The organism is Streptococcus sp. 27098_8_91 (assembly GCF_041432385.1).
In the GTDB taxonomy this organism is placed as follows: Bacteria; Bacillota; Bacilli; order Lactobacillales; family Streptococcaceae; genus Streptococcus.
The window spans coordinates 138,635-158,526 of record NZ_JAPVZN010000001.1 but is presented as its reverse complement, the minus strand read 5'-3'; the positions used below and the strand labels follow the sequence as shown (position 1 = coordinate 158,526).

The following is a 19,892-nucleotide window of genomic DNA, read 5'->3' as shown; positions in this document are numbered from 1 at the left end:
ATTAAACTCTTTGAATTTTATGTCTATTTTTCAACTAGAAGTGTTGAAATACTATAAAAGAAAAATAGCAGGACTGATGGGAGGAAAAATTCTCTCAGATAGGGTAGGATGATGGATGAATCAATAGTTTCTATTTTGTGAATTGTCACAAAATTTGTTATAATAGTATTTATGAATAAAGTATTCGTCAGTAGACGTGTTGAAAAAAAACTAAACCAAGGTCTAGTACTTTTGGAGGAAATTGATTTTCCAGAACTATCTGAAACTGATCAGGAAGTTGAGTTATTTAGTCAAAGAAAGCAGTTTTTGGGCAAGGCCTATTTATCTCGTCAAAATAAGGGGATTGGTTGGTTGGTAACCAACCAGAAGCTTTCTTTTAACCAAAAATTCTTTGAAAGTTTGTTTGAAAAAGCCAAACAAAAACGTTCTTCTTACTATCAAGATGAGTTGACAACTGCCTTTCGTTTGTTTAATCAAGAAGGCGATGGCTTTGGTGGAATGACTTTGGATCTCTATGGAGATTATGTTGTTTTCTCCTGGTATAACTCCTATGTCTATGGGCTTCGCCAAGAGATCTTAGCAGCCTTTGTTCAGGTTTTCCCTGAAGTCTTAGGTGCCTATGAAAAGATTCGTTTTAAAGGTCTAGACTATGAGTCTGCCCATATCTATGGTCAAGAAGCACCAGAAAATTTTACAGTTCTTGAGAATGGCGTCCTCTATCAAGTTTTTATGAACGACGGTCTTATGACAGGTATCTTCTTGGACCAACATGAAGTGCGTGGTAGCTTGGTTGATGGTTTAGCTATGGGGAAATCCTTGCTTAATATGTTTTCCTACACAGCAGCTTTTTCAGTTGCTGCAGCAATGGGAGGCGCTAGTGAAACAACCTCTGTAGATCTAGCCAAACGTTCCAGAGAACTGTCAGAAGCTCATTTTCATGCCAATGGACTCAGTCTTGACAATCATCGTTTCATTGTTATGGATGTCTTTGAATACTTTAAATACGCTAAACGTAAGGGCTTGTCTTATGATGTGATCGTTCTTGATCCACCTAGCTTTGCCCGTAATAAAAAGCAAACTTTCTCTGTAGCTAAGGACTATCACAAGTTGATTTCCCAGAGTTTAGAGATTTTAAATCCGGGAGGTATGATCATTGCTAGCACCAATGCTGCCAATGTTTCCCGTCAAAAATTTATAGAACAAATCGACAAAGGATTTGCAGGAAGAAAGTACCAGGTTCTTAATAAATATGGACTTCCAGCAGACTTTGTCTACAATGAAAAAGATGAAAGTAGTAATTACCTTAAGGTGATTAGCATGAAGGTAACTAAATGAAATTAGTCGTTTCAGTAATGCCAAAGAGTTTAGAAGAGGCGCAAGGAATCGATGCCATGCGGTATATCGATGCTGATATCATTGAGTGGCGTGCCGACTTCCTACCAAAGGAAGCTATTTTACAGGTAGCTCCAGCTATTTTTGAAAAATTTGCAGGCCGTGAACTCCTCTTTACCCTACGTACTCGTGCTGAGGGAGGCGAGATCGATTTGGATTCGGCAGAGTATGTACAAATTATCAAGGATGTAGCTCAACTCTATCAACCTGAATACCTTGATTTTGAGTATTTTGGTCACAAGGATGTTTTTGAAGAGATGCTTGATTTTCCAAATCTGGTCTTGAGTTATCATAATTTCCAAGAAACTCCAGAGAATATGATGGAAATCTTATCCGAGCTTACCAGCCTAACGCCCAAAGTGGTTAAAGTATCGGTTATGGCTCATACAGAACAAGATGTATTGGACCTTATGAACTTTACACGTGGCTTTAAAACACTGAACCCAGAACAAGAATACGTGACGATTTCTATGGGGAAAGTGGGTAAGGTTTCTCGTATTACTTCAGATGTAACGGGCTCTAGCTGGTCTTTTGCAAGTCTGGACGAAGTCAGTGCTCCAGGACAGATTTCACTTTCTAGCATGAAAAAAATTAGGGAGATACTAAATGAAGATTGATGGCTACACACGTTTAGCAGCTGTAGTCGCCAATCCTATCAAACACTCCATTTCACCCTTCATTCACAACAGAGCTTTTGAGGCAACCAATACCAATGGGGTCTATCTTGCTTGGGAGGTAGAAGGAACTGACTTGGCAGAAACAGTTGCCAACATTCGTCGTTACCAGATGTTTGGAATCAATCTTTCTATGCCCTACAAGGAGCAAGTGATTCCTTATCTGGACCAGTTGAGCGAAGAAGCTCGTTTGATTGGTGCTGTCAATACAGTTGTGAATCAGGAGGGGACTTTAATTGGATATAACACAGATGGCAAGGGATTCTTTAAGAGCTTGCCTTCTTTTAAAATATCAGGGGAAAAAATGGTCTTGTTAGGAGCAGGTGGAGCAGCCAAGGCAATTTTGGCGCAGGCAATCTTGGATGGAGTCAGTCAAGTTTCTGTCTTTGTACGTTCCGCTTCAATGGAAAAAACAAGACCATACCTAGAAAAACTACAGCATGAAACAGGATTTAGGGTAGAATTATTTGCTTTAGAAGATAGTCAAGAGCTTCAAGACAACATCACTCAAGCTGACCTCTTGGTCAATGCGACCAGTGTGGGTATGGATGGTAAGTCCGCCCCAGTTCCTTCAAACCTATTCCTCCCCAAAGATCTCTTGGTAGCTGATGTGATTTATCAACCCTTTGAAACACCGTTTTTAAAATGGGCAAGAAACCAGGGAAATCAATCTATCAATGGCCTTGGCATGTTGCTTTACCAAGCTGCTGAAGCTTTTGAGTTATGGACAGGCAAGGAAATGCCAACAGATCAAATCTGGGATTTATTAAAACAAAAGTATCAATAAAGAAAAAGGAGACCTGCTATGAAAATCAGAATAGCCCTTCCATATCATCCCTATGATATTCAGATTGAAAAAGGATGCCTGTCTAAAGCAGGAAAATGGTTGCGAGAACTTTGGCAACCACAAAAAGTGGTCGTTGTAACAGATAATCGAGTGGCTTCTCTCTATGCAGAGAAGGTCAAGCTCAGCCTTGAAGACGCTGGTTTTCAAGTAGCTGTTTTTGATTTTTTAGAAGGTGAAGAACGAAAAAATCTGACTACAGTTCAGAAAGTCTATGAATTTTTAGTTAAGCAAGGTTTAACTCGCAGTGACGGCATCGTAGCTTTAGGTGGTGGTGTCGTTGGTGATTTGGCTGGCTTTGTAGCCTCAACCTATATGCGAGGTATTCACTTTGTTCAAATTCCGACCAGTTTGACTGCTCAAGTCGACTCTTCAATCGGTGGTAAGACAGGAGTGAATACTCCTTTTGCCAAGAATATGGTGGGAACTTTTGCCCAGCCAGATGGCGTTTTGATTGACCCAACCGTTCTTGAAACCTTAGGTAAGAGAGAGTTGATGGAAGGAATGGGTGAAGTCATCAAGTATGGCTTAATTGAAGATCCAGAACTCTGGGACTTGTTATCTGAAATGGATGGTTCTGTAGAGAGTATTTTGGAGCATTCAGAAAGTTTGATTGAGCATTCTTGCCAGGTGAAACGCAAGATGGTAGTTGAGGATGAATTGGACAATGGCATTCGTCTATATCTCAACTTTGGTCATACAATCGGCCATGCTATTGAAGCAACTGCTGGCTATGGACGTGTCATGCATGGCGAGGCAGTAGCGATGGGAATGGTTCAGGTCTCTAAAGTAGCCGAACAAAAAGGCCTTATGCCAGCTGGAATCACTCAGTCTATCCGAGAAATGTGTCAGAAATTTGGGCTTCCTGTGGATTATGAAAACTGGGATGTTGATAAGCTTTATCAGGCTTTGACTCATGATAAAAAAGCGCGTGGTAACACCATGAAATTAGTTCTGGTACCAGAGCTTGGTTCAGCTACTATTCACCCCGTCTCACTCGAAGAAATGAAAGATTACTTGGTAAAATAAGGAGAATGTATGAGATATTTAACAGCAGGAGAATCACACGGTCCTCGTCTGACAGCAATTATTGAAGGAATCCCAGCAGGCCTTCCTTTGACTACCGAGGATATCAATGAGGATCTCAAACGTCGCCAAGGTGGCTACGGCCGTGGTGGCCGCATGAAGATTGAGAGTGATCAGGTTGTCTTTACTTCTGGCGTTCGCCATGGGAAGACGACAGGGGCTCCCATTACCATGGATGTCATTAATAAAGACCATCAAAAGTGGCTTGATATCATGTCTGCCGAGGACATTGAAGATAGCCTTAAAAGTAAACGAAAAATCACTCATCCTCGCCCAGGTCATGCCGACTTGGTAGGGGGGATCAAATACCGCTTTGATGATTTGCGAAATTCCCTGGAACGTTCATCTGCCCGTGAAACGACTATGCGGGTGGCAGTTGGGACTGTGGCTAAACGTCTATTGGCTGAGCTTGATATTGAAATTGCCAACCATGTTATTGTCTTTGGTGGTAAGGAAATCGAAGTTCCAGAAAACTTAACAGTTGCAGAGATTAAAAAACTAGCTGCCCAGTCAGAAGTTTCTATCGTCAATCAAGAACGTGAGCAGGAAATCAAGGACTATATTGATCAGATCAAACGCGATGGTGATACCATTGGTGGTGTTGTGGAAACAGTTGTCGGAGGTGTTCCGGTTGGTCTTGGTTCTTATGTCCAATGGGATCGTAAACTAGATGCGAGACTAGCTCAAGCAGTTGTTTCAATCAACGCCTTTAAGGGTGTGGAGTTTGGACTTGGTTTTAAAGCAGGTTATCTCAAGGGCAGCCAAGTCATGGATGAAATTCTCTGGTCACAAGAAGATGGCTATACTCGTCGGACTAATAACCTTGGAGGTTTCGAAGGTGGTATGACCAATGGCCAACCGATTATCGTTCGTGGAGTTATGAAGCCAATTCCGACTCTCTATAAGCCGTTGATGAGTGTCGATATTGAAACTCATGAGCCTTATAAAGCAACGGTGGAGAGAAGTGATCCAACCGCTCTTCCAGCAGCAGGTGTTGTTATGGAAGCAGTCGTAGCAACAGTCTTGGCTCAAGAAATCTTAGAGAAATTTTCTTCTGATAATCTAGAAGAATTAAAAGAAGCTGTTGCTAAACATCGGGAGTATACAAAGAATTATTAAGGAGTTCTTATGGCAAAAACCATCTATATCGCAGGCCTTGGTTTGATTGGTGCTTCCATGGCACTCGGAATCAAGCGGGATCATCCTGATTATGAAATTTTAGGATACAATCGTAGTCAAGCGTCTAGAGATATTGCCTTGGAGAGAGGAATGATTGACCGAGCGACGGATGATTTTGCCAGTTTTGCTCCACTTGCAGACGTCATCATTCTTACCCTGCCAATCAAGCAAACTATTGCCTTTATTAAGGAATTGGCCAACTTGGACTTGAAAGAAGGTGTCATTATTTCTGATGCTGGCTCGACCAAGTCAGCTATAGTGGCTACAGCTGAGAAGTGTTTTGCTGATAAGTTCGTTCGCTTTGTTGGAGCCCATCCCATGGCAGGAAGTCACAAGACAGGAGCTGCCTCTGCAGATGTTAATCTTTTTGAAAATGCCTATTATATCTTCACGCCATCTAGTCTGACAACTCTGGATACTCTCGAAGAAATGAGAGACTTGCTGTCAGGTCTTCATGCTCGTTTCATTGAAATCGATGCTGAAGAGCATGACCGAGTGACTTCTCAGATTAGCCATTTTCCGCATATCTTAGCATCAGGCCTGATGGAACAAACTGCAAGTTATGCTGAAGAGCATGAAATGGCGCGACGCTTTGCGGCAGGTGGTTTTCGTGATATGACTCGGATTGCTGAAAGCGAGCCAGGTATGTGGACTTCTATCCTCTTATCCAATCGGGATACCATTATTGAACGCATCGAGGATTTCAAGGGCCGTTTGGACGAGATTGGACAAGCAATCAGTAAGGGTGATGAAAACCAAATCTGGAACTTTTTCAATCAAGCGCGTGAGCAACGTCAGGCTATGGAAATTCATAAACGCGGAGGAGTAGATAGCTCATTTGACCTTTATGTAGATGTTCCCGATGAGGAAGATGTGATTTTACGCATCTTGGAATTGCTACGTGGAACTTCTTTGGTCAATATCCATATCAATGAGGAAAACCGTGAGGATGTTCACGGGATTCTGCAAATTTCCTTTAAGAATGCTCAGGATTTAAAACGTGCTGAGCAAGTCATTACAGAAAATACTGACTACACAGTCGTTATTAAATAAGGAGGACAATCATGTCAAATATTTATGATAGTGCAAATGCACTTAGTCGCGGGCTCCGTGAGTTGCCTGAATACAAGGCCGTTAAAGAAGCTAGAGATGCCATCCAAGCGGATGCAGAAGCAAGCAAAATTTTTGCAGATTATATTGCTTTTCAACATGAAATCCAAATCATGGCACAAACTGGTCAAATTCCAGATGCTTCTTTCCAAGAAAAAATGGAAAGTTTTGGCAAGCAGATTCAAGGAAACTCTCTCTTGTCAGAATTCTTTGCCAAACAGCAACAACTTTCTATCTACCTTTCTGATATTGAAAAAATTGTCTTTGAACCAATTTCAGAACTTTTAAAATAAGAATTTACCTCATAAAGTCAGGAATTTTTAAGAAATTTCTGACTTTTTATGATAAAATAAGAAAAAGTATTGTCAGTATGAGGACCAGTATGAAATTAAAAACAAACATTGAGCACTTAAATGGTAGTATTCGAGTACCAGGAGATAAGTCCATCAGTCATCGTTCTATCATTTTTGGAAGCTTGGCTGAGGGTGAGACTAAAGTTTATGATATCTTGCGTGGTGAAGATGTCTTGTCAACCATGCAGGTATTTCGTGACCTCGGCGTAGAGATTGAGGACAAAGACGGTGTCGTTACCATTCAAGGTGTTGGCATGGATGGATTGAAAGCCCCTAAGAACGCTCTCGATATGGGGAATTCTGGGACATCTATTCGTTTGATTTCAGGCGTACTTGCTGGTGCAGACTTTGAAGTAGAGATGTTTGGAGATGATAGTCTTTCTAAACGCCCAATGGATCGTGTAACTCTTCCCTTGAAAAAAATGGGAGTTACCATTTCTGGTCAGACAGAGCGAGACTTGCCACCGTTACACTTAAAAGGAACGAAAAATTTAACACCTATTCATTATGAATTACCGATTGCCTCTGCCCAAGTCAAGTCTGCCTTGATTTTTGCAGCATTGCAGGCTCAAGGTCAGTCTGTCATCATTGAGAAGGAGTGCACTCGTAACCACACAGAAGATATGATGCATCAATTTGGCGGAGACTTGAGTGTTGATGGTAAGAAAATCACAGTCCAAGGACCACAGAAACTAAGTGGACAAACAGTTGTCGTACCAGGAGATATTTCTAGTGCAGCCTTTTGGTTGGTCGCAGGTTTGATTGTTCCAGATTCTCGTGTGGTGCTTAAGAATGTCGGTATTAACGAAACACGTACAGGTATTATCGATGTTATCCACGCTATGGGTGGGAAATTGGATCTTACTGACATTGACCCAATTGCTAAGTCTGCAACCTTGACTGTTGAGACGTCAGACCTAAAAGGAACTGAGATTGGCGGAGCCTTGATTCCACGTTTGATTGATGAATTGCCAATTATTGCCCTTCTTGCTACCCAAGCTCAAGGTCAAACAGTCATCAAAGATGCAGAAGAACTCAAGGTTAAAGAAACTGACCGTATTCAAGTTGTCGCAGACGCTTTAAATAGCATGGGAGCAGATATTACACCTATAGCAGACGGAATGATTATTAAAGGGAAATCTGCCCTCCATGGAGCCAAAGTCAACACCTTTGGAGACCACCGTATCGGTATGATGACAGCCATTGCAGCTCTTTTAGTGGCAGATGGAGAAGTTGAATTGGATCGTGCTGAAGCTATCAATACTAGCTACCCAAGTTTCTTTGATGATTTGGAGACTTTGATTCATGGCTAAGGTTTTACTAGGTTTTATGGGTGCAGGAAAATCTACTATTGCTAGAGGATTAGATCCTGACTTTGTAGACATGGATGCCTTGTTGGAAGACCGACTGGGGATGCCGATTGCTCTTTTCTTTGAAGAAAAAGGAGAAGCAGCCTTCCGTCAGGTGGAATCAGAAATTTTAGCTGACTTACTTAAAACGGACCAAGTCGTGTCAACTGGGGGAGGAGTAGTCATTTCTCCGCGTAATCGGGCCTTGCTCAAGCAAAATGCTGATAATATCTACCTAAAAGCAGGTTTTGAGACCCTGTACCAGCGAATTTCAGCCGATGAGGACAATCAACGCCCACTATTTTTAAAGAATAGCAAGGAAGATTTGGCTGCGATTTTTAAAGAAAGACAGGCTTGGTATGAGGAAGTGGCTAGTAAAGTTATCGATGTGTCCAAGCTAAGTCCGGAGGAAATTATAGAGGAATTGAGATGAAAATTGCCTATCTAGGTCCCAAAGGATCTTTTTCGCACCATGTGGTGCAGACGGCTTTTCCTCATGAGGAACTAGAGCCTTTTTCAAATATTACGGACGTTATCAAGGCCTATGAACAGGGATTGGTAGACTATTCAGTAGTGCCAGTTGAAAATTCCATTGAAGGTAGTGTTCATGAGACCTTGGACTATCTTTTTCATCAAGCTCGTATTCAGGCTGTGGCGGAGATTGTGCAGCCAATTCATCAACAGTTGATGGCGGTGCCAGGGCAATCTAAAATTGAGAAAATCTTTTCTCACCCACAAGCTTTGGCACAGGGGAAGAAATTTATTGATGAGCATTATCCAGACGCTCAATTAGAAGTAACGGCAAGTACAGCCTATGCTGCTCGGTATGTTTCCGAACATCCTGATCAAGCATTTGCAGCTATTGCTCCAAAAAGTTCTGCAGAGGAATATGGGCTAGAACTTATCGCTCAAGATATTCAAGAAATGGAAGCCAATTTTACTCGTTTTTGGGTTTTGGGACCTAAATTACCACAAATTCCCTTGAATGCAGCTTCTGAAAAGATGAGTCTAGCCTTGACCTTGCCAGATAATCTTCCAGGTGCATTATATAAAGCACTTTCTACCTTTGCTTGGCGAGGGATTGACTTAACCAAGATAGAAAGTCGTCCCCTAAAAACAGCCTTGGGCGAATACTTTTTTATCATTGATGTGGACTATGCTGATAAAGAACTGGTCCATTTTGCTCAAGAAGAATTAGAAACGATTGGGATCCACTATAAAATACTAGGAGCTTACCCTATCTATACCATACAGGATAAAGGGAAGGAGAAGGAATGACTAGAGAGAATCCTTTGACACACCATGAAAAATTGAGATATGACTATCTTTTGAAAAATATTCATTATTTGAATGAAAAAGAAAAGAGAGAATTTGACTTATTACATGCTAAGTTAGAAGGTCAAAAAGGTTCAGCGGAAGTTTTCAATCCAGAAACTAAAGAACAACTTCTTTCAGACTCTGGTATCGACCTGCCAACCTATGCTAATCGTAGTCGCTCTAGCCGCCGTAGTGGTGGAGCTCAACTGGAAACGAAGGTTCCAAAAGCTAAGAAGCCAAAGAAAAAAAGAGGTTTTTGTTTTAAACGCTTATTTGCTTGGTTAGGGATATTATTGCTTTGTGTAGCAGTAGGAATGATCGTCATGTTCTTAAAGGGATTCCAATCGGCGAATCCTAATGGCTCAAATGGGCCCAAAGATGCCAAAGCTGCTCAGGTTGAAGTCTTCAATGGACAAGATACGCGTGATGGGGTTAATATTCTTATTTTGGGTACGGATGGCCGTATTGGACAGAATAGTTCAGAAACACGGACAGATTCCATTATGGTTCTGAATGTAAGTGGCAAAGATAAAAAATTGAAGCTTGTTAGCTTTATGCGTGATAACTTGGTCTATATTGATGGGTATAGCCAAGTCATCAATGGTCAAAAACAGACCGACCATAAATTAAACTTGGCCTATGAATTAGGGGAACAAGAAGGTAAACAAGGAGCTGAAATGGTCCGCAAGGTGCTCAAGGATAATTTTGATCTAGACATAAAATATTATGCCCTTGTCGATTTTCAAGCCTTTGCGACAGCCATTGATACGCTTTTCCCTGATGGTGTGACTATTGATGCTCAGTTTTCAACCCTAAACGGGGTTCCTGTGACAGAAGCGACTGTAGGCGATGACTTGCATGCAACGGAAACTGAGTCACCGACTCAAACCATTCGAGTTGGAAAACAACAGATGAATGGTTCGACTCTTCTGAACTATGCACGTTTCCGTGATGACGATGAAGGGGACTATGGACGTACTCGTAGACAGCAACAAGTCATGACTGCTGTTTTACAGCAAATTAAAGATCCTACAAAACTTTTCACAGGTTCAGAAGCACTTGGTAAAGTATTCGCTATGACATCTACAAACCTTCCTTATACCTTCTTATTGACCAACGGATTATCCGTCCTTGAAGGAGGTCAGAACGGTATTGAGAGACTTACAGTTCCAGAACTTGGAGACTGGGTAGATGACTATGATGTCTATGGAGGCCAAGCCCTTCGAGTGGATCAAAAAGCTTACCAGAATAAGCTAGCCCAAATGGGATTTAGGTAAACTGTAAAATGAATCAGAGCTTAAGATACCTATGAAAATAGGTATCTTGGGCTTTGATTTTTCACATGGTCAGATGGATTTATAAACTATTTTTATGGTATAATAGAATGATGTATTCTATAGAAGAGGAAGAGAATAAGATGAGTGATTTAAAGGCAATTCAAGCTCGTAGTCTAGAGATGGCTGAATATTTTGTCGCCTTTTGTAAAGAACACGATTTACTCTGTTATTTGTGTGGTGGAGGAGCTATTGGAACTTTACGAAATAAAGGTTTTATCCCTTGGGATGATGATTTAGACTTCTTTATGCCCCGCAAGGATTATGAAAAATTAGCAGAGCTATGGCCTCGTTATGCGGATGAGCGTTACTTCCTATCAAAAAGTGATAGAGACTTTGTTGATCGCAACCTCTTTATCACTATTCGAGACAAGTCAACAACTTGCATAAAGCCGTACCAGCAGGATTTGGACCTCCCACACGGCTTGGCTCTGGATGTTCTTCCCTTGGACTATTTTTCCAAACATCAGCTTTTTGCTCTAATAAAAAAGAGAATAAGTTGGAAATTTTCATTAAACTATAAGCACGTATATGAGGAGGTACTAAGATGAGTAGAAATTTTTTTGAAAAATTAAGATTAATTTCTATAAGAGATATTATTTCGCTTATATTTATTTTTCCTATAGCCTATGTTATTTCTCTTTTCTTTAGACGCAAGAATAAGAATCTAATACTAATATGTGAAAGTGAAAAAGAAGCTAGAGATAATGGCTATTGGTTGTTTAAATATATTAGAGAAAATCACCCAGAGGAAAATGTAATATATGTTATTGATTTGAAATCTCCTGATGCTCAAAAAGTCAAAGAGTTAGGAGAATGTATACAGTATTGGTCTTTGAGACACTGGATTTATTATCTAAGTGCAGGAGTAAATGTAAGTACACAAAAAGCGGGAAACCCTAATGCAGCTGTTTTTAATCTTATGGAAGTATATTTAGGATTAAACACCAATAAAGTATTTTTACAACATGGAATAACAGTTTCAGATGCTAAATGGCTATATTATGAAAATACAAAGATGCGTGGCTTTATATGTGGAGCAGAACAAGAGTACAAGGAAATAGAGGAAAAGTTTGGTTATCCTAGTGGGTATGTAAAATATTTAGGTTTTCCTAGATTTGACAACCTCCATAATAACATTGTAAAAAATAATCAAATTCTTGTAATGCCTACATGGAGAGAATGGTTAAACCTAAATACTAAAGCTAGAACTAGCTTTAATGAAGGCAGTATTTTTACAGAAAGTGAATATTTTAAAAAATGGAATGAGTTTTTATTAAGTAAGGACCTAAAAACTTTTTTAGAAGAAAATGACTTAACGTTAATTTTTTATCCGCATAGAAATATGCAAAATAATTTACAAGAATTTCAAACTTCTTCGGATAATATAATATTGGCAGATTGGAAAAAATATGATATACAAGAATTATTAAAAGAGTCAGCTTTTTTAATTACAGATTACTCAAGTGTATTTATGGATTTTGCTTATATGAGAAAGCCAGTTTTGTTTTATCAATTTGATTATAAAAAATTTAGGGAGGGTCAGTACGAAGAAGGATACTATGATTATAAAGATGGCTTCGGAAAATCAATAGATACCCTAGATGAATTAATATCAGATATTCAAAAACAATTTAATAATAAGTGGATCCTGGAAGATAGATACAAAGAAAAAATTGAAAAGTTTTTTAGAATATACGATGACAGAAATTCTAGAAGAGTATATAGATTTATAAAAGAGATAATAGGAAAAAAAGAATGAAATTAACAATAGGCATACCAGTATACAACGGAGAAAAATATATATCCCGTTGTATAGATTCTATACTCAAAGAGTATGAGAAAGCAAAAGAAAACATAGAGTTAGAATTGCTAATAGTAAACGATGGTTCAAAAGACAATAGTAAAACAATATTAAAAGAGTATAGTGAAAAAATATCCCAGATAAAAGTAATAACACAAACCAATTCAGGTTTAGCTCATGTAAGAAGAGTAATTCTAGAAGAAGCTAGTGGAGATTATCTATGGTTTGTTGATGTAGATGATGAGATAGAAGAAGGGGCAATAGAATTTATAGCTAATCAAAAACTAGAAGAAGTAAATATATTTGATTATCGAGTAGGATATGAGAATAGTAAACTAGAGACTATAAGTATGGGAATACAAGAAAATACGATACTTATTCCTAATACAGAAAAGAAACTTTTCACTCTTCCAAATGCTGTTTGGCATTATATATATGATTTAGAATTTTTAAGAAAAACTAAAGTAACCTTTAAAAGTGGCTATTTATATGAAGATTTTGAGTTTATGGCAAGACTATGGCCCAATGTAAGTAAAGCAAAATACTTTAATTTTAGCATATACAAATATTATTTAACAGAAGGTTCTATTATGCGTGGTGGCACTGCTATAAATAAAATAAGAGACATAGAAGTTATGTTGAGTAGTGTTGAAGAATACTATGCAGAAAATTATCCAGGAGAATTTAAAGAAGAGTTAGAATATTTTAACTGGTACCATATTTTATACGGAGGATATGCAAATATCTTAAGAATAGATGAAACATCTCCTCTATTAGATGAATATCTAAAAAAAGTTAAAATTAAATATCCAAATTGGATAAAAAATAAATATTTAAAGAGTCAACCTTTAAAGAGAAAAATACTAATGTATTTGATAAAATATAATCAAAGAAAAATAGTGAAAAAACTTTTGAAATAGGTGAGATATGGGTAAAAAGAAAGTCTTGTTTATAACCTGGTCTTTTAGTATGGGGGGCGGAGCTGAAAAAATTTTGGAAAATATTTCCAAAGGATTAAGCGACGAATACGATATTGATATTTTAGAGATAAATCATCATGGTGCTGTAGGGAGTGATGATGAAAATATTAATGTATTAGAACCTGTATTTAAAAATTTAGAAAATGCTAGTCTTTTTAAAAACATTAAATGGAAGTTGTTCTTGTTCTTTCCAAAATTTTTTAGAAATAGAATAACTCTAAAAAAATACGATTATGAGATTGCTTTTAATTATCTTTATCCAGTTTATTTACTTAATGATGATGTGAAAACAATATCGTGGAATCATGGAACAATTTATAATTTGCAAAATCATAAAATATCTAGAATTAGACAAGGTAAAAAACTAAGATCAGTTAACAAAATAATAGCTATTTCAGAAAAAACAGAAGAATCCATCAAAGAAATTTATCCTGAGTATAAGAAAAAAATAGAACTAGTATATAATGGATATGATTTTAATGATATCAATGCTAAATCTCTTGAAAATGCGGAAATTAAATTTGAAGAGGATAGTCTTATCTATATAGGACGAATCGAAGAATCAAAAGGCATAAAGAGACTGTTAGAAGTTTTTAAGAATGTGGTTGAAAGGATTCCCAATAAAAAATTATATCTATTAGGCAAAGGCGATTTAGAGGAATACGTTAATAAATTTATACTTGATAATCAATTAGAGAACAATGTTTTTATGTTGGGCTATGTTAAAAACCCGTATCCATACATAAAAAAATCTTCTTATGTCATTTTATTATCAGAAGCAGAGGGCTTTCCTACTGTTTTAGTCGAAAGTTTAGCTTTGGGAAAGGGATTCATTAGTACACCTGTAGGGGGAACAAATGAACTATATAATTCTCAAAAATGTGGCTTTGTTTCAGACAACAATGAAGAAATCACCAATTATATTGTAGAAGAACTTAGTAAAAATAAGGAAAATAGAATAATTAAGTCGGAAGTGTGTAGAGAACACGTAGATAAATTTTCCTTAGATAAACAAGTTGCTAGTATAAAAAAAATCATTAAAGAATTATAGGATGATAAAAATATGGATAAAATCATAGTTCCTATGAGTTATATGGGAAGTGGATCTTCTGCTGTGACAGATTTATTAAAAGAATATGAAGGAATAAACACAAAAAATTCAGACTTTGAGTATGTATTCTTATATGCACCCGATGGATTATTTGATTTAGAATATAAATTACTATATAATAATAATGCTATAAGAAGCGATGAAGCCATAAAGAATTTTAGAAAACTCATGGAAAAGTTGTATCATTATGATGGTTGGGGAATAGCTGATTATAAAGATAAAATATCGCATAACTTCATGAATGTGGTAGAATCTTATTTGGATTCTATAATAACTAGTAAATATCAGGGGATTTGGTATTATCATCAAAAACCTTCAAAAATTGCCTGGCTTATGAGAGTTATAAAGAGAATTATCTTTAAAAAGACAACAAAGCCAAAACAAGTGCAATTAGAAATGAGTATGGTAGCGTCGGATGATTTCTATGAAAAAAGTAGAAAATTTATTTTGAATGTAATAAAAGAAATTTCGGATAAAGAAGAGTATATAGTCCTAGATCAGCTTTTATTGCCCCATAATCTTAATATAATTGATAATTATAAAATTGAAGAGTTATTTCCAATAATAATTTCTAGAGATCCTCGGGATGTATTTATAATGAATAAATACTTTTGGAAGCCAAGAAATCAAGAGGTGCCATATCCAACCGATGTTAAGGAATTTTGTAATTATTACAAAATGATGAGAGAAAATGAGAAAAAAACAAATACTTTAGCATTACGATTAAATTTTGAGGATTTGGTTTTGAATTATGAGGAAACAAAACAAGATATAGAAAATTTCATCGGTATAGATTCTGTCCATCATAAAGCAAAGTTTGAGTATTTCAACCCAGCTATTTCTGTGAATAATTTACAAGTTTACAATAGAGATGATAAATACAGGGAGGAAGTAGAAATGATAGAGTTAGAATTATCAGAGTACCTATATAATTTTAAGAAACGTATTGTTTCTACTGGGGATGTTTTTTAATTACTGTGTAGAGGAATGAGGTGAGTATTTGATATTAGATTGGAAAAGAGTGTATTATCTAATTACGCTATTTAGCTATGTTATAACTATTTTTTTGGGTATTGCATATATATATAACAATTCGATTATTACGTTATTGATAACTTTAGTTATGCTTATTATAAGTAGTATCCTATACTGTTTTAACAATATAAAGTATTATATAATCCACCTTATTTTTTACATTACAATTTTTCTATTTTTAGTGTCTAGACCAACCATAGATTATTTCAAGCAGGGGTTGATAAATACTTATCAGGAAGATGTCTATAGATTTTCATTTTTGGCTGTTATTGTTTCTATTATTGGATTAACAATAGGAGGTTTATTAATTTCTAAAAAAGAAAACAATAAAAAAGAGGGCTATAAAACTCAAAAATCTATATTATTTATAAATAGTATAAGAAAAGTATCTCTAGCAGTATTTCTAGTTTCATATCCGTTCTATTTAATTAGGTTAATCGAACGGCTAATGTATAGAGTAAATGTATCATATTATGAGTATTATGCAGATTTCAAAAGCGAGCTACCTTATTTTACCTATACATTATCAACGTTTGTAGTTTATGCCATGTGTATCTATTTAGCTACTAAGCCCAACAAACGTCATTCAACAATAGTGTTAGGTATGTTTGTCGTTGGAAATGTGATTAATCTTTTAATAGGAACTAGAAATCCATTTGTATTAAGTTTGATATTTTCTTTTATTTATTATTTTATGAGAAATCAAACAGAAAAAGGGATATGGATAGGTGTAAAAGAAAAAGCTATGTTCTATATAGGTGCTCCTATCATGATGCTTGTTATGGGATTTTTGAATTATGCCCGTGATGGAGCAGGGATTGGGAATATGAGTATTTCTGAACTTTTTTTAGATTTTATCTATAAACAAGGAACTAGCTTTGGTGTTTTAGCAAGGGGATACTTATATGGAAGTAATTTACCAATAAAAGAGTTTAGAAATTATACATTTAGTCCTATAATTGAGTATATCACTAGAGGGAATTTAGGTATTTTATTTGGTGGAACTCCCTTTACTAGTGCTAATAATAGTCTAGAATTAGCTCTTGAAAGTGACAGATACGCTCACAATATTTCGTATATTGTTTTGAAACAGGATTATTTGGCAGGTCATGGCATAGGTGGAAGCTATATAATGGAAATGTATACTGATTATGGAATGCTTGGACTATTTCTGTTGAGTATTCTAATGGGAATAGGTTTCATATTTATGATAAAATCAGCTTATAAATCTGGAGTACTATTATTCGGTATTACGTTATTAATTTTAAATAATCTATTCTTTATGCCGAGAGGAGGCTTTACAGAGAGCTTCTTTAATTTAGTTACATTGCAATATTGGGGAATTATTTTTGTTATCTTTTTTGTAGCAACCCTAATAGAAAGAAAATTAAAATACACAGTTGATAATAAAGGAGATGTATAATGTTTGATAATTATTCGATTGCAGATTTATTTGCAAATATTTATAAGAGAAGAGTATTAAATCTGGTTTCACTAATAGTTTTATTTCTTTGTTTAGCTATTCCATACTCATATAAAGTACTTACAACAAAGTCTGTTGTAAAGGATGCTAGTAATTATTCTAGTTATCTTTCGTATAAAATCATAGCGCCAGAAGATGAAACTAAAACTCCTAATAGTAACACAATTGGAGGATATAGTGATTTCTATGGACGTTTGATTCAAGCCAATTTAAATGGAGCTTATTTGTTCAATGACCAATCAGAATCAGATATGAAAAAAATTGCGTCAGAATTACTGACATCTGAGGTTACACTTAAAAACTCAAATTTTGATTTTTGGAACAAAAAGATAGAAGTAAATTCCTTATTAAATAATGCGGGAATTACAGTAAAAATATTAACACCAAGTAAATTGGCGAATGATATTATTGAACAGAAATTGGATTATTTGATTGATAAATATAAACAGACATACTCTGGGGTCACAATTGAAAAATTGGAGACAGTTTATTCAAAAGAACTTGAAAAAAATGACATAGAATCTGGAGTAAATAAAGTTACTTTATTCATTCGTGTGATTATACTCGGAATTGGAGCTCTGTTTTTAGTAATATTTGTTAACGTAGCAGCGTATATTTTTAATCCAACTATTAATAGAGCTGGAGATTATGAAAAATATGGTGTAGATTTTGTAGTGAAATTAGATAATGTAGCTAATTTTAAAGATGTTATACAATATAAGAATGGAAATAAGAACTTATTAGTGATAGCAACGAATAAAAATGTTTTTGATAAATTTTCTAAGCAATATGCTAAAGCCTTACCAGAAAATATTGTCATTGGAAATTTAAATAACATTAAGTCTGTACTAGATTCTGACAACATTTTATTTGTAGAAGAGTATGGTATAACTAGATATAAAAACTTTGAAGAAAATCTTCAAGTTGTTAAAAATTTAAATAAGAATCTACTAGGTGTAGCTACGTATAGCTTGTAGATTATGTCAATTTTGAAGGACAGTATGACATTATATTAGAGTATAGACTCTTTTGCCACTGTAATGAGTCGAAGAAAAGTTACCAACTGGATAGGAAAATCCTTGCCTTCTACAGTTGAACATACAACAAGTTTTCTAGACATATGTATCTTCCTTCTACTTTAGTGTAAAAGACTTTATAAATTCTGTCTCGTCTAGTATAACCTATTCAATTTTAAGATTTTATCCTAAAAAGCTAGAATATGATATAATACGGGAGAGCATTTTACAGTTAAGAAAGGAAGTGTAATGAAAAATATAAAAGTCAATGCTTTGGCTAGCTTGCTAGTTAATATTCTTAATATCGTCTTTCCGCTGATAACTAATCCTTATTTGACGCGGATTCTAAGTAAATCTAACTACGGATATTTTAATACTGCTAATACATGGGCCAGCTTTGTTATTCCACTCGCTGCCTTTGGAATATACAATTATGGGATTCGAGCTATCAGTAAGGTTAAGGATGATAAGAATAAGATCAATTATGTCTTTTCTAAGTTATTCTATATCTCTGTTTTTACTTCTATCTTTACTACTGGCATCTACTTCACCTTCATCTTCTTGGATACTAGTATTGAGAATCTTAAAGTTCTCTACTATATCTTAGGTACACAAGCGCTATTTCAATTTCTCAATATTGAGTGGATGAATGAAGCCTATGAAAATTATTCCTTCATACTTTACAAGACGTTGATTATTAGAATTACTATGCTAGTTACTATCTTCACCTTTGTAAAAACAGCGGATGATATTGTTCCATATGCAATTGTCATGAGTGCAACAACTGTACTGAATTATTTACTTAGTTTTCTTTGGATCAAGAGAGAAGTTTCCTTTGTCAAGATTGGCTTCCTTGAGTTGGTAAAAGCATCTAAACCACTCTTGACCATGCTGCTATTGGCAAATTCCAGCATGCTCTATACTTTGCTTGATAGGTTGTTCATCACCAAGGGACCTGATGAAAACTACGTTTCTTATTATACCATCGCTTCAAACATTGTTATGCTGATTGCCGGTGTTCTGGGTGGAGCTATTAACGTCAGTGTCCCGCGTCTGGGATATTATCTTGGAAAAAAAGATTACAATTCTTATAAGAGCCTTGTAAATCAAGCAGCATCATTATTTTATTTCCTTACAATTCCAACTAGTATTGGAATCATGATTTTAGGTAAGTATGCAACGGTTATCTATTCATCTGAGAAGTATCTTGAAGCTGGTATCGTTACTAGCCTATTCGCTTTTAGGAGCATTATATGGGCAATCGAGTTGATTCTTGGTAGACAAATTATATTCATTAATGACCACGAAAATCGATTAACTGCTTTTTACTTTATTGGTGGTGGGATCAATATTTTATTTAACTGTCTCTTATATTTCAATAATATTTTCTTACCAGAATATTATATCAGTACTACTATTATTGCAGAAATTATCGTAGTACTACTAGAAATTTATTTTATCAAGAAACATAAATTGCATGATTTGAAAGAAATTTTCTTGACTCTAATACGTTACATTATTGTCTCACTTGGATTTATTCCTATTTATTTAGTTTTTAAAACGCTTTTCCGAGTTGACTCCTTTACGGTGAATCTTAATATGATATTCATGGTTCTATCGACAATTGTCTCTTGTGGTGTTTATTATTTCGTTATTCTCTTTATAACAAATGATAAAACATTACACTATGCACTTAATCTTGCACTGGCTAAAATTAAAAGATCAACTCACCTATCATGATTGTTATTAACTCAATTCATTCAATACTCTTTTCAACCATTCATCAAGTCTATCAAGGCTTTAAGAATTAAATAAGACAGTAGCT

18 protein-coding genes and 1 pseudogene are annotated in these 19,892 nt (G+C 35.8%); all 19 read left to right on the top strand.

The annotated features are described in order from the left end of the window. Positions 1 to 171 precede the first annotated feature (171 nt). The 19 genes and pseudogenes from O3611_RS00715 to O3611_RS00625 all read left to right on the top strand — a co-directional run bounded on the left by O3611_RS00715 (position 172) and on the right by O3611_RS00625 (position 19,807). Complete coding sequence (locus tag O3611_RS00715) at positions 172 to 1,335, top strand: class I SAM-dependent rRNA methyltransferase (RefSeq protein ID WP_371607492.1); 1,164 nt, start codon at positions 172 to 174, stop codon at positions 1,333 to 1,335. After that, positions 1,332 to 2,009 (top strand): type I 3-dehydroquinate dehydratase, encoded by a 678-nt coding sequence (gene aroD / locus O3611_RS00710; RefSeq protein ID WP_371607491.1) that lies wholly within the window; start codon positions 1,332 to 1,334, stop codon positions 2,007 to 2,009. Before O3611_RS00715 ends, aroD begins: the two co-directional genes overlap by 4 nt. Next, on the top strand, positions 1,999 to 2,853 hold the full coding sequence (locus O3611_RS00705; protein WP_371607490.1) for a shikimate dehydrogenase: 855 nt from the start codon (positions 1,999 to 2,001) through the stop codon (positions 2,851 to 2,853). Before aroD ends, O3611_RS00705 begins: the two co-directional genes overlap by 11 nt. An 18-nt stretch (positions 2,854 to 2,871) precedes the next feature. Continuing rightward, positions 2,872 to 3,939, top strand: coding sequence for a 3-dehydroquinate synthase (gene aroB, locus O3611_RS00700; protein ID WP_248035340.1), 1,068 nt, complete (start codon positions 2,872 to 2,874; stop codon positions 3,937 to 3,939). A 9-nt stretch (positions 3,940 to 3,948) separates the two neighbouring features. Then, entirely contained in the window at positions 3,949 to 5,115 is a 1,167-nt protein-coding gene (gene aroC, locus O3611_RS00695; RefSeq protein ID WP_371607489.1) for a chorismate synthase, read from the top strand. A 9-nt stretch (positions 5,116 to 5,124) separates the two neighbouring features. Continuing rightward, on the top strand, positions 5,125 to 6,228 hold the full coding sequence (locus O3611_RS00690) for a prephenate dehydrogenase (RefSeq protein WP_371607488.1): 1,104 nt from the start codon (positions 5,125 to 5,127) through the stop codon (positions 6,226 to 6,228). Between the two features lie 11 nt (positions 6,229 to 6,239). Then, positions 6,240 to 6,578 (top strand): YlbF/YmcA family competence regulator, encoded by a 339-nt coding sequence (locus tag O3611_RS00685; protein ID WP_036757185.1) that lies wholly within the window; start codon positions 6,240 to 6,242, stop codon positions 6,576 to 6,578. Between the two features lie 89 nt (positions 6,579 to 6,667). Further along, complete coding sequence (gene aroA, locus O3611_RS00680; protein ID WP_371607487.1) at positions 6,668 to 7,951, top strand: 3-phosphoshikimate 1-carboxyvinyltransferase; 1,284 nt, start codon at positions 6,668 to 6,670, stop codon at positions 7,949 to 7,951. Next, positions 7,944 to 8,420, top strand: coding sequence for a shikimate kinase (locus O3611_RS00675; protein WP_371607486.1), 477 nt, complete (start codon positions 7,944 to 7,946; stop codon positions 8,418 to 8,420). Before aroA ends, O3611_RS00675 begins: the two co-directional genes overlap by 8 nt. Continuing rightward, positions 8,417 to 9,265, top strand: coding sequence for a prephenate dehydratase (gene pheA, locus O3611_RS00670; protein WP_371607485.1), 849 nt, complete (start codon positions 8,417 to 8,419; stop codon positions 9,263 to 9,265). The genes O3611_RS00675 and pheA overlap by 4 nt, the downstream gene beginning before the upstream one ends. Continuing rightward, positions 9,262 to 10,581 (top strand): LCP family protein, encoded by a 1,320-nt coding sequence (locus O3611_RS00665; RefSeq protein ID WP_371607484.1) that lies wholly within the window; start codon positions 9,262 to 9,264, stop codon positions 10,579 to 10,581. The genes pheA and O3611_RS00665 overlap by 4 nt, the downstream gene beginning before the upstream one ends. Before the next feature lie 140 nt (positions 10,582 to 10,721). Beyond that, positions 10,722 to 11,141: pseudogene (locus O3611_RS00660) on the top strand (phosphorylcholine transferase LicD); the annotation flags it as partial. Positions 11,142 to 11,185: 44 nt separating this feature from the next. Beyond that, entirely contained in the window at positions 11,186 to 12,400 is a 1,215-nt protein-coding gene (locus O3611_RS00655) for a CDP-glycerol glycerophosphotransferase family protein (protein ID WP_371607483.1), read from the top strand. After that, positions 12,397 to 13,362, top strand: coding sequence for a glycosyltransferase (locus tag O3611_RS00650; RefSeq protein WP_371607482.1), 966 nt, complete (start codon positions 12,397 to 12,399; stop codon positions 13,360 to 13,362). Before O3611_RS00655 ends, O3611_RS00650 begins: the two co-directional genes overlap by 4 nt. Positions 13,363 to 13,369: 7 nt before the next feature. Further along, on the top strand, positions 13,370 to 14,473 hold the full coding sequence (locus tag O3611_RS00645; protein ID WP_371607481.1) for a glycosyltransferase: 1,104 nt from the start codon (positions 13,370 to 13,372) through the stop codon (positions 14,471 to 14,473). A 12-nt stretch (positions 14,474 to 14,485) separates the two neighbouring features. Continuing rightward, on the top strand, positions 14,486 to 15,505 hold the full coding sequence (locus O3611_RS00640; RefSeq protein WP_248035317.1) for a sulfotransferase: 1,020 nt from the start codon (positions 14,486 to 14,488) through the stop codon (positions 15,503 to 15,505). Between the two features lie 31 nt (positions 15,506 to 15,536). Further along, complete coding sequence (locus O3611_RS00635; RefSeq protein WP_248035380.1) at positions 15,537 to 16,991, top strand: O-antigen polysaccharide polymerase Wzy family protein; 1,455 nt, start codon at positions 15,537 to 15,539, stop codon at positions 16,989 to 16,991. Then, positions 16,991 to 18,028 (top strand): prephenate dehydratase, encoded by a 1,038-nt coding sequence (locus O3611_RS00630; RefSeq protein WP_248035315.1) that lies wholly within the window; start codon positions 16,991 to 16,993, stop codon positions 18,026 to 18,028. Before O3611_RS00635 ends, O3611_RS00630 begins: the two co-directional genes overlap by 1 nt. A 288-nt stretch (positions 18,029 to 18,316) precedes the next feature. Then, positions 18,317 to 19,807, top strand: a complete 1,491-nt coding sequence (locus tag O3611_RS00625) for an oligosaccharide flippase family protein (RefSeq protein WP_371607480.1) — start codon at positions 18,317 to 18,319, stop codon at positions 19,805 to 19,807. Positions 19,808 to 19,892: the final 85 nt, after the last annotated feature.

Coding starts and splice junctions, on each gene's coding strand:
- O3611_RS00690 (WP_371607488.1), top strand. CDS start 5,125: ATGGCAAAAACCATCTATATCGCAGGCCTTGGTTTGATTGGTGCTTCC.
- O3611_RS00685 (WP_036757185.1), top strand. CDS start 6,240: ATGTCAAATATTTATGATAGTGCAAATGCACTTAGTCGCGGGCTCCGT.
- O3611_RS00675 (WP_371607486.1), top strand. CDS start 7,944: ATGGCTAAGGTTTTACTAGGTTTTATGGGTGCAGGAAAATCTACTATT.
- O3611_RS00625 (WP_371607480.1), top strand. CDS start 18,317: ATGAAAAATATAAAAGTCAATGCTTTGGCTAGCTTGCTAGTTAATATT.
- O3611_RS00665 (WP_371607484.1), top strand. CDS start 9,262: ATGACTAGAGAGAATCCTTTGACACACCATGAAAAATTGAGATATGAC.
- pheA (WP_371607485.1), top strand. CDS start 8,417: ATGAAAATTGCCTATCTAGGTCCCAAAGGATCTTTTTCGCACCATGTG.
- O3611_RS00705 (WP_371607490.1), top strand. CDS start 1,999: ATGAAGATTGATGGCTACACACGTTTAGCAGCTGTAGTCGCCAATCCT.
- aroA (WP_371607487.1), top strand. CDS start 6,668: ATGAAATTAAAAACAAACATTGAGCACTTAAATGGTAGTATTCGAGTA.
- aroC (WP_371607489.1), top strand. CDS start 3,949: ATGAGATATTTAACAGCAGGAGAATCACACGGTCCTCGTCTGACAGCA.
- O3611_RS00640 (WP_248035317.1), top strand. CDS start 14,486: ATGGATAAAATCATAGTTCCTATGAGTTATATGGGAAGTGGATCTTCT.
- O3611_RS00630 (WP_248035315.1), top strand. CDS start 16,991: ATGTTTGATAATTATTCGATTGCAGATTTATTTGCAAATATTTATAAG.
- aroD (WP_371607491.1), top strand. CDS start 1,332: ATGAAATTAGTCGTTTCAGTAATGCCAAAGAGTTTAGAAGAGGCGCAA.
- O3611_RS00645 (WP_371607481.1), top strand. CDS start 13,370: ATGGGTAAAAAGAAAGTCTTGTTTATAACCTGGTCTTTTAGTATGGGG.
- aroB (WP_248035340.1), top strand. CDS start 2,872: ATGAAAATCAGAATAGCCCTTCCATATCATCCCTATGATATTCAGATT.
- O3611_RS00650 (WP_371607482.1), top strand. CDS start 12,397: ATGAAATTAACAATAGGCATACCAGTATACAACGGAGAAAAATATATA.
- O3611_RS00715 (WP_371607492.1), top strand. CDS start 172: ATGAATAAAGTATTCGTCAGTAGACGTGTTGAAAAAAAACTAAACCAA.
- O3611_RS00655 (WP_371607483.1), top strand. CDS start 11,186: ATGAGTAGAAATTTTTTTGAAAAATTAAGATTAATTTCTATAAGAGAT.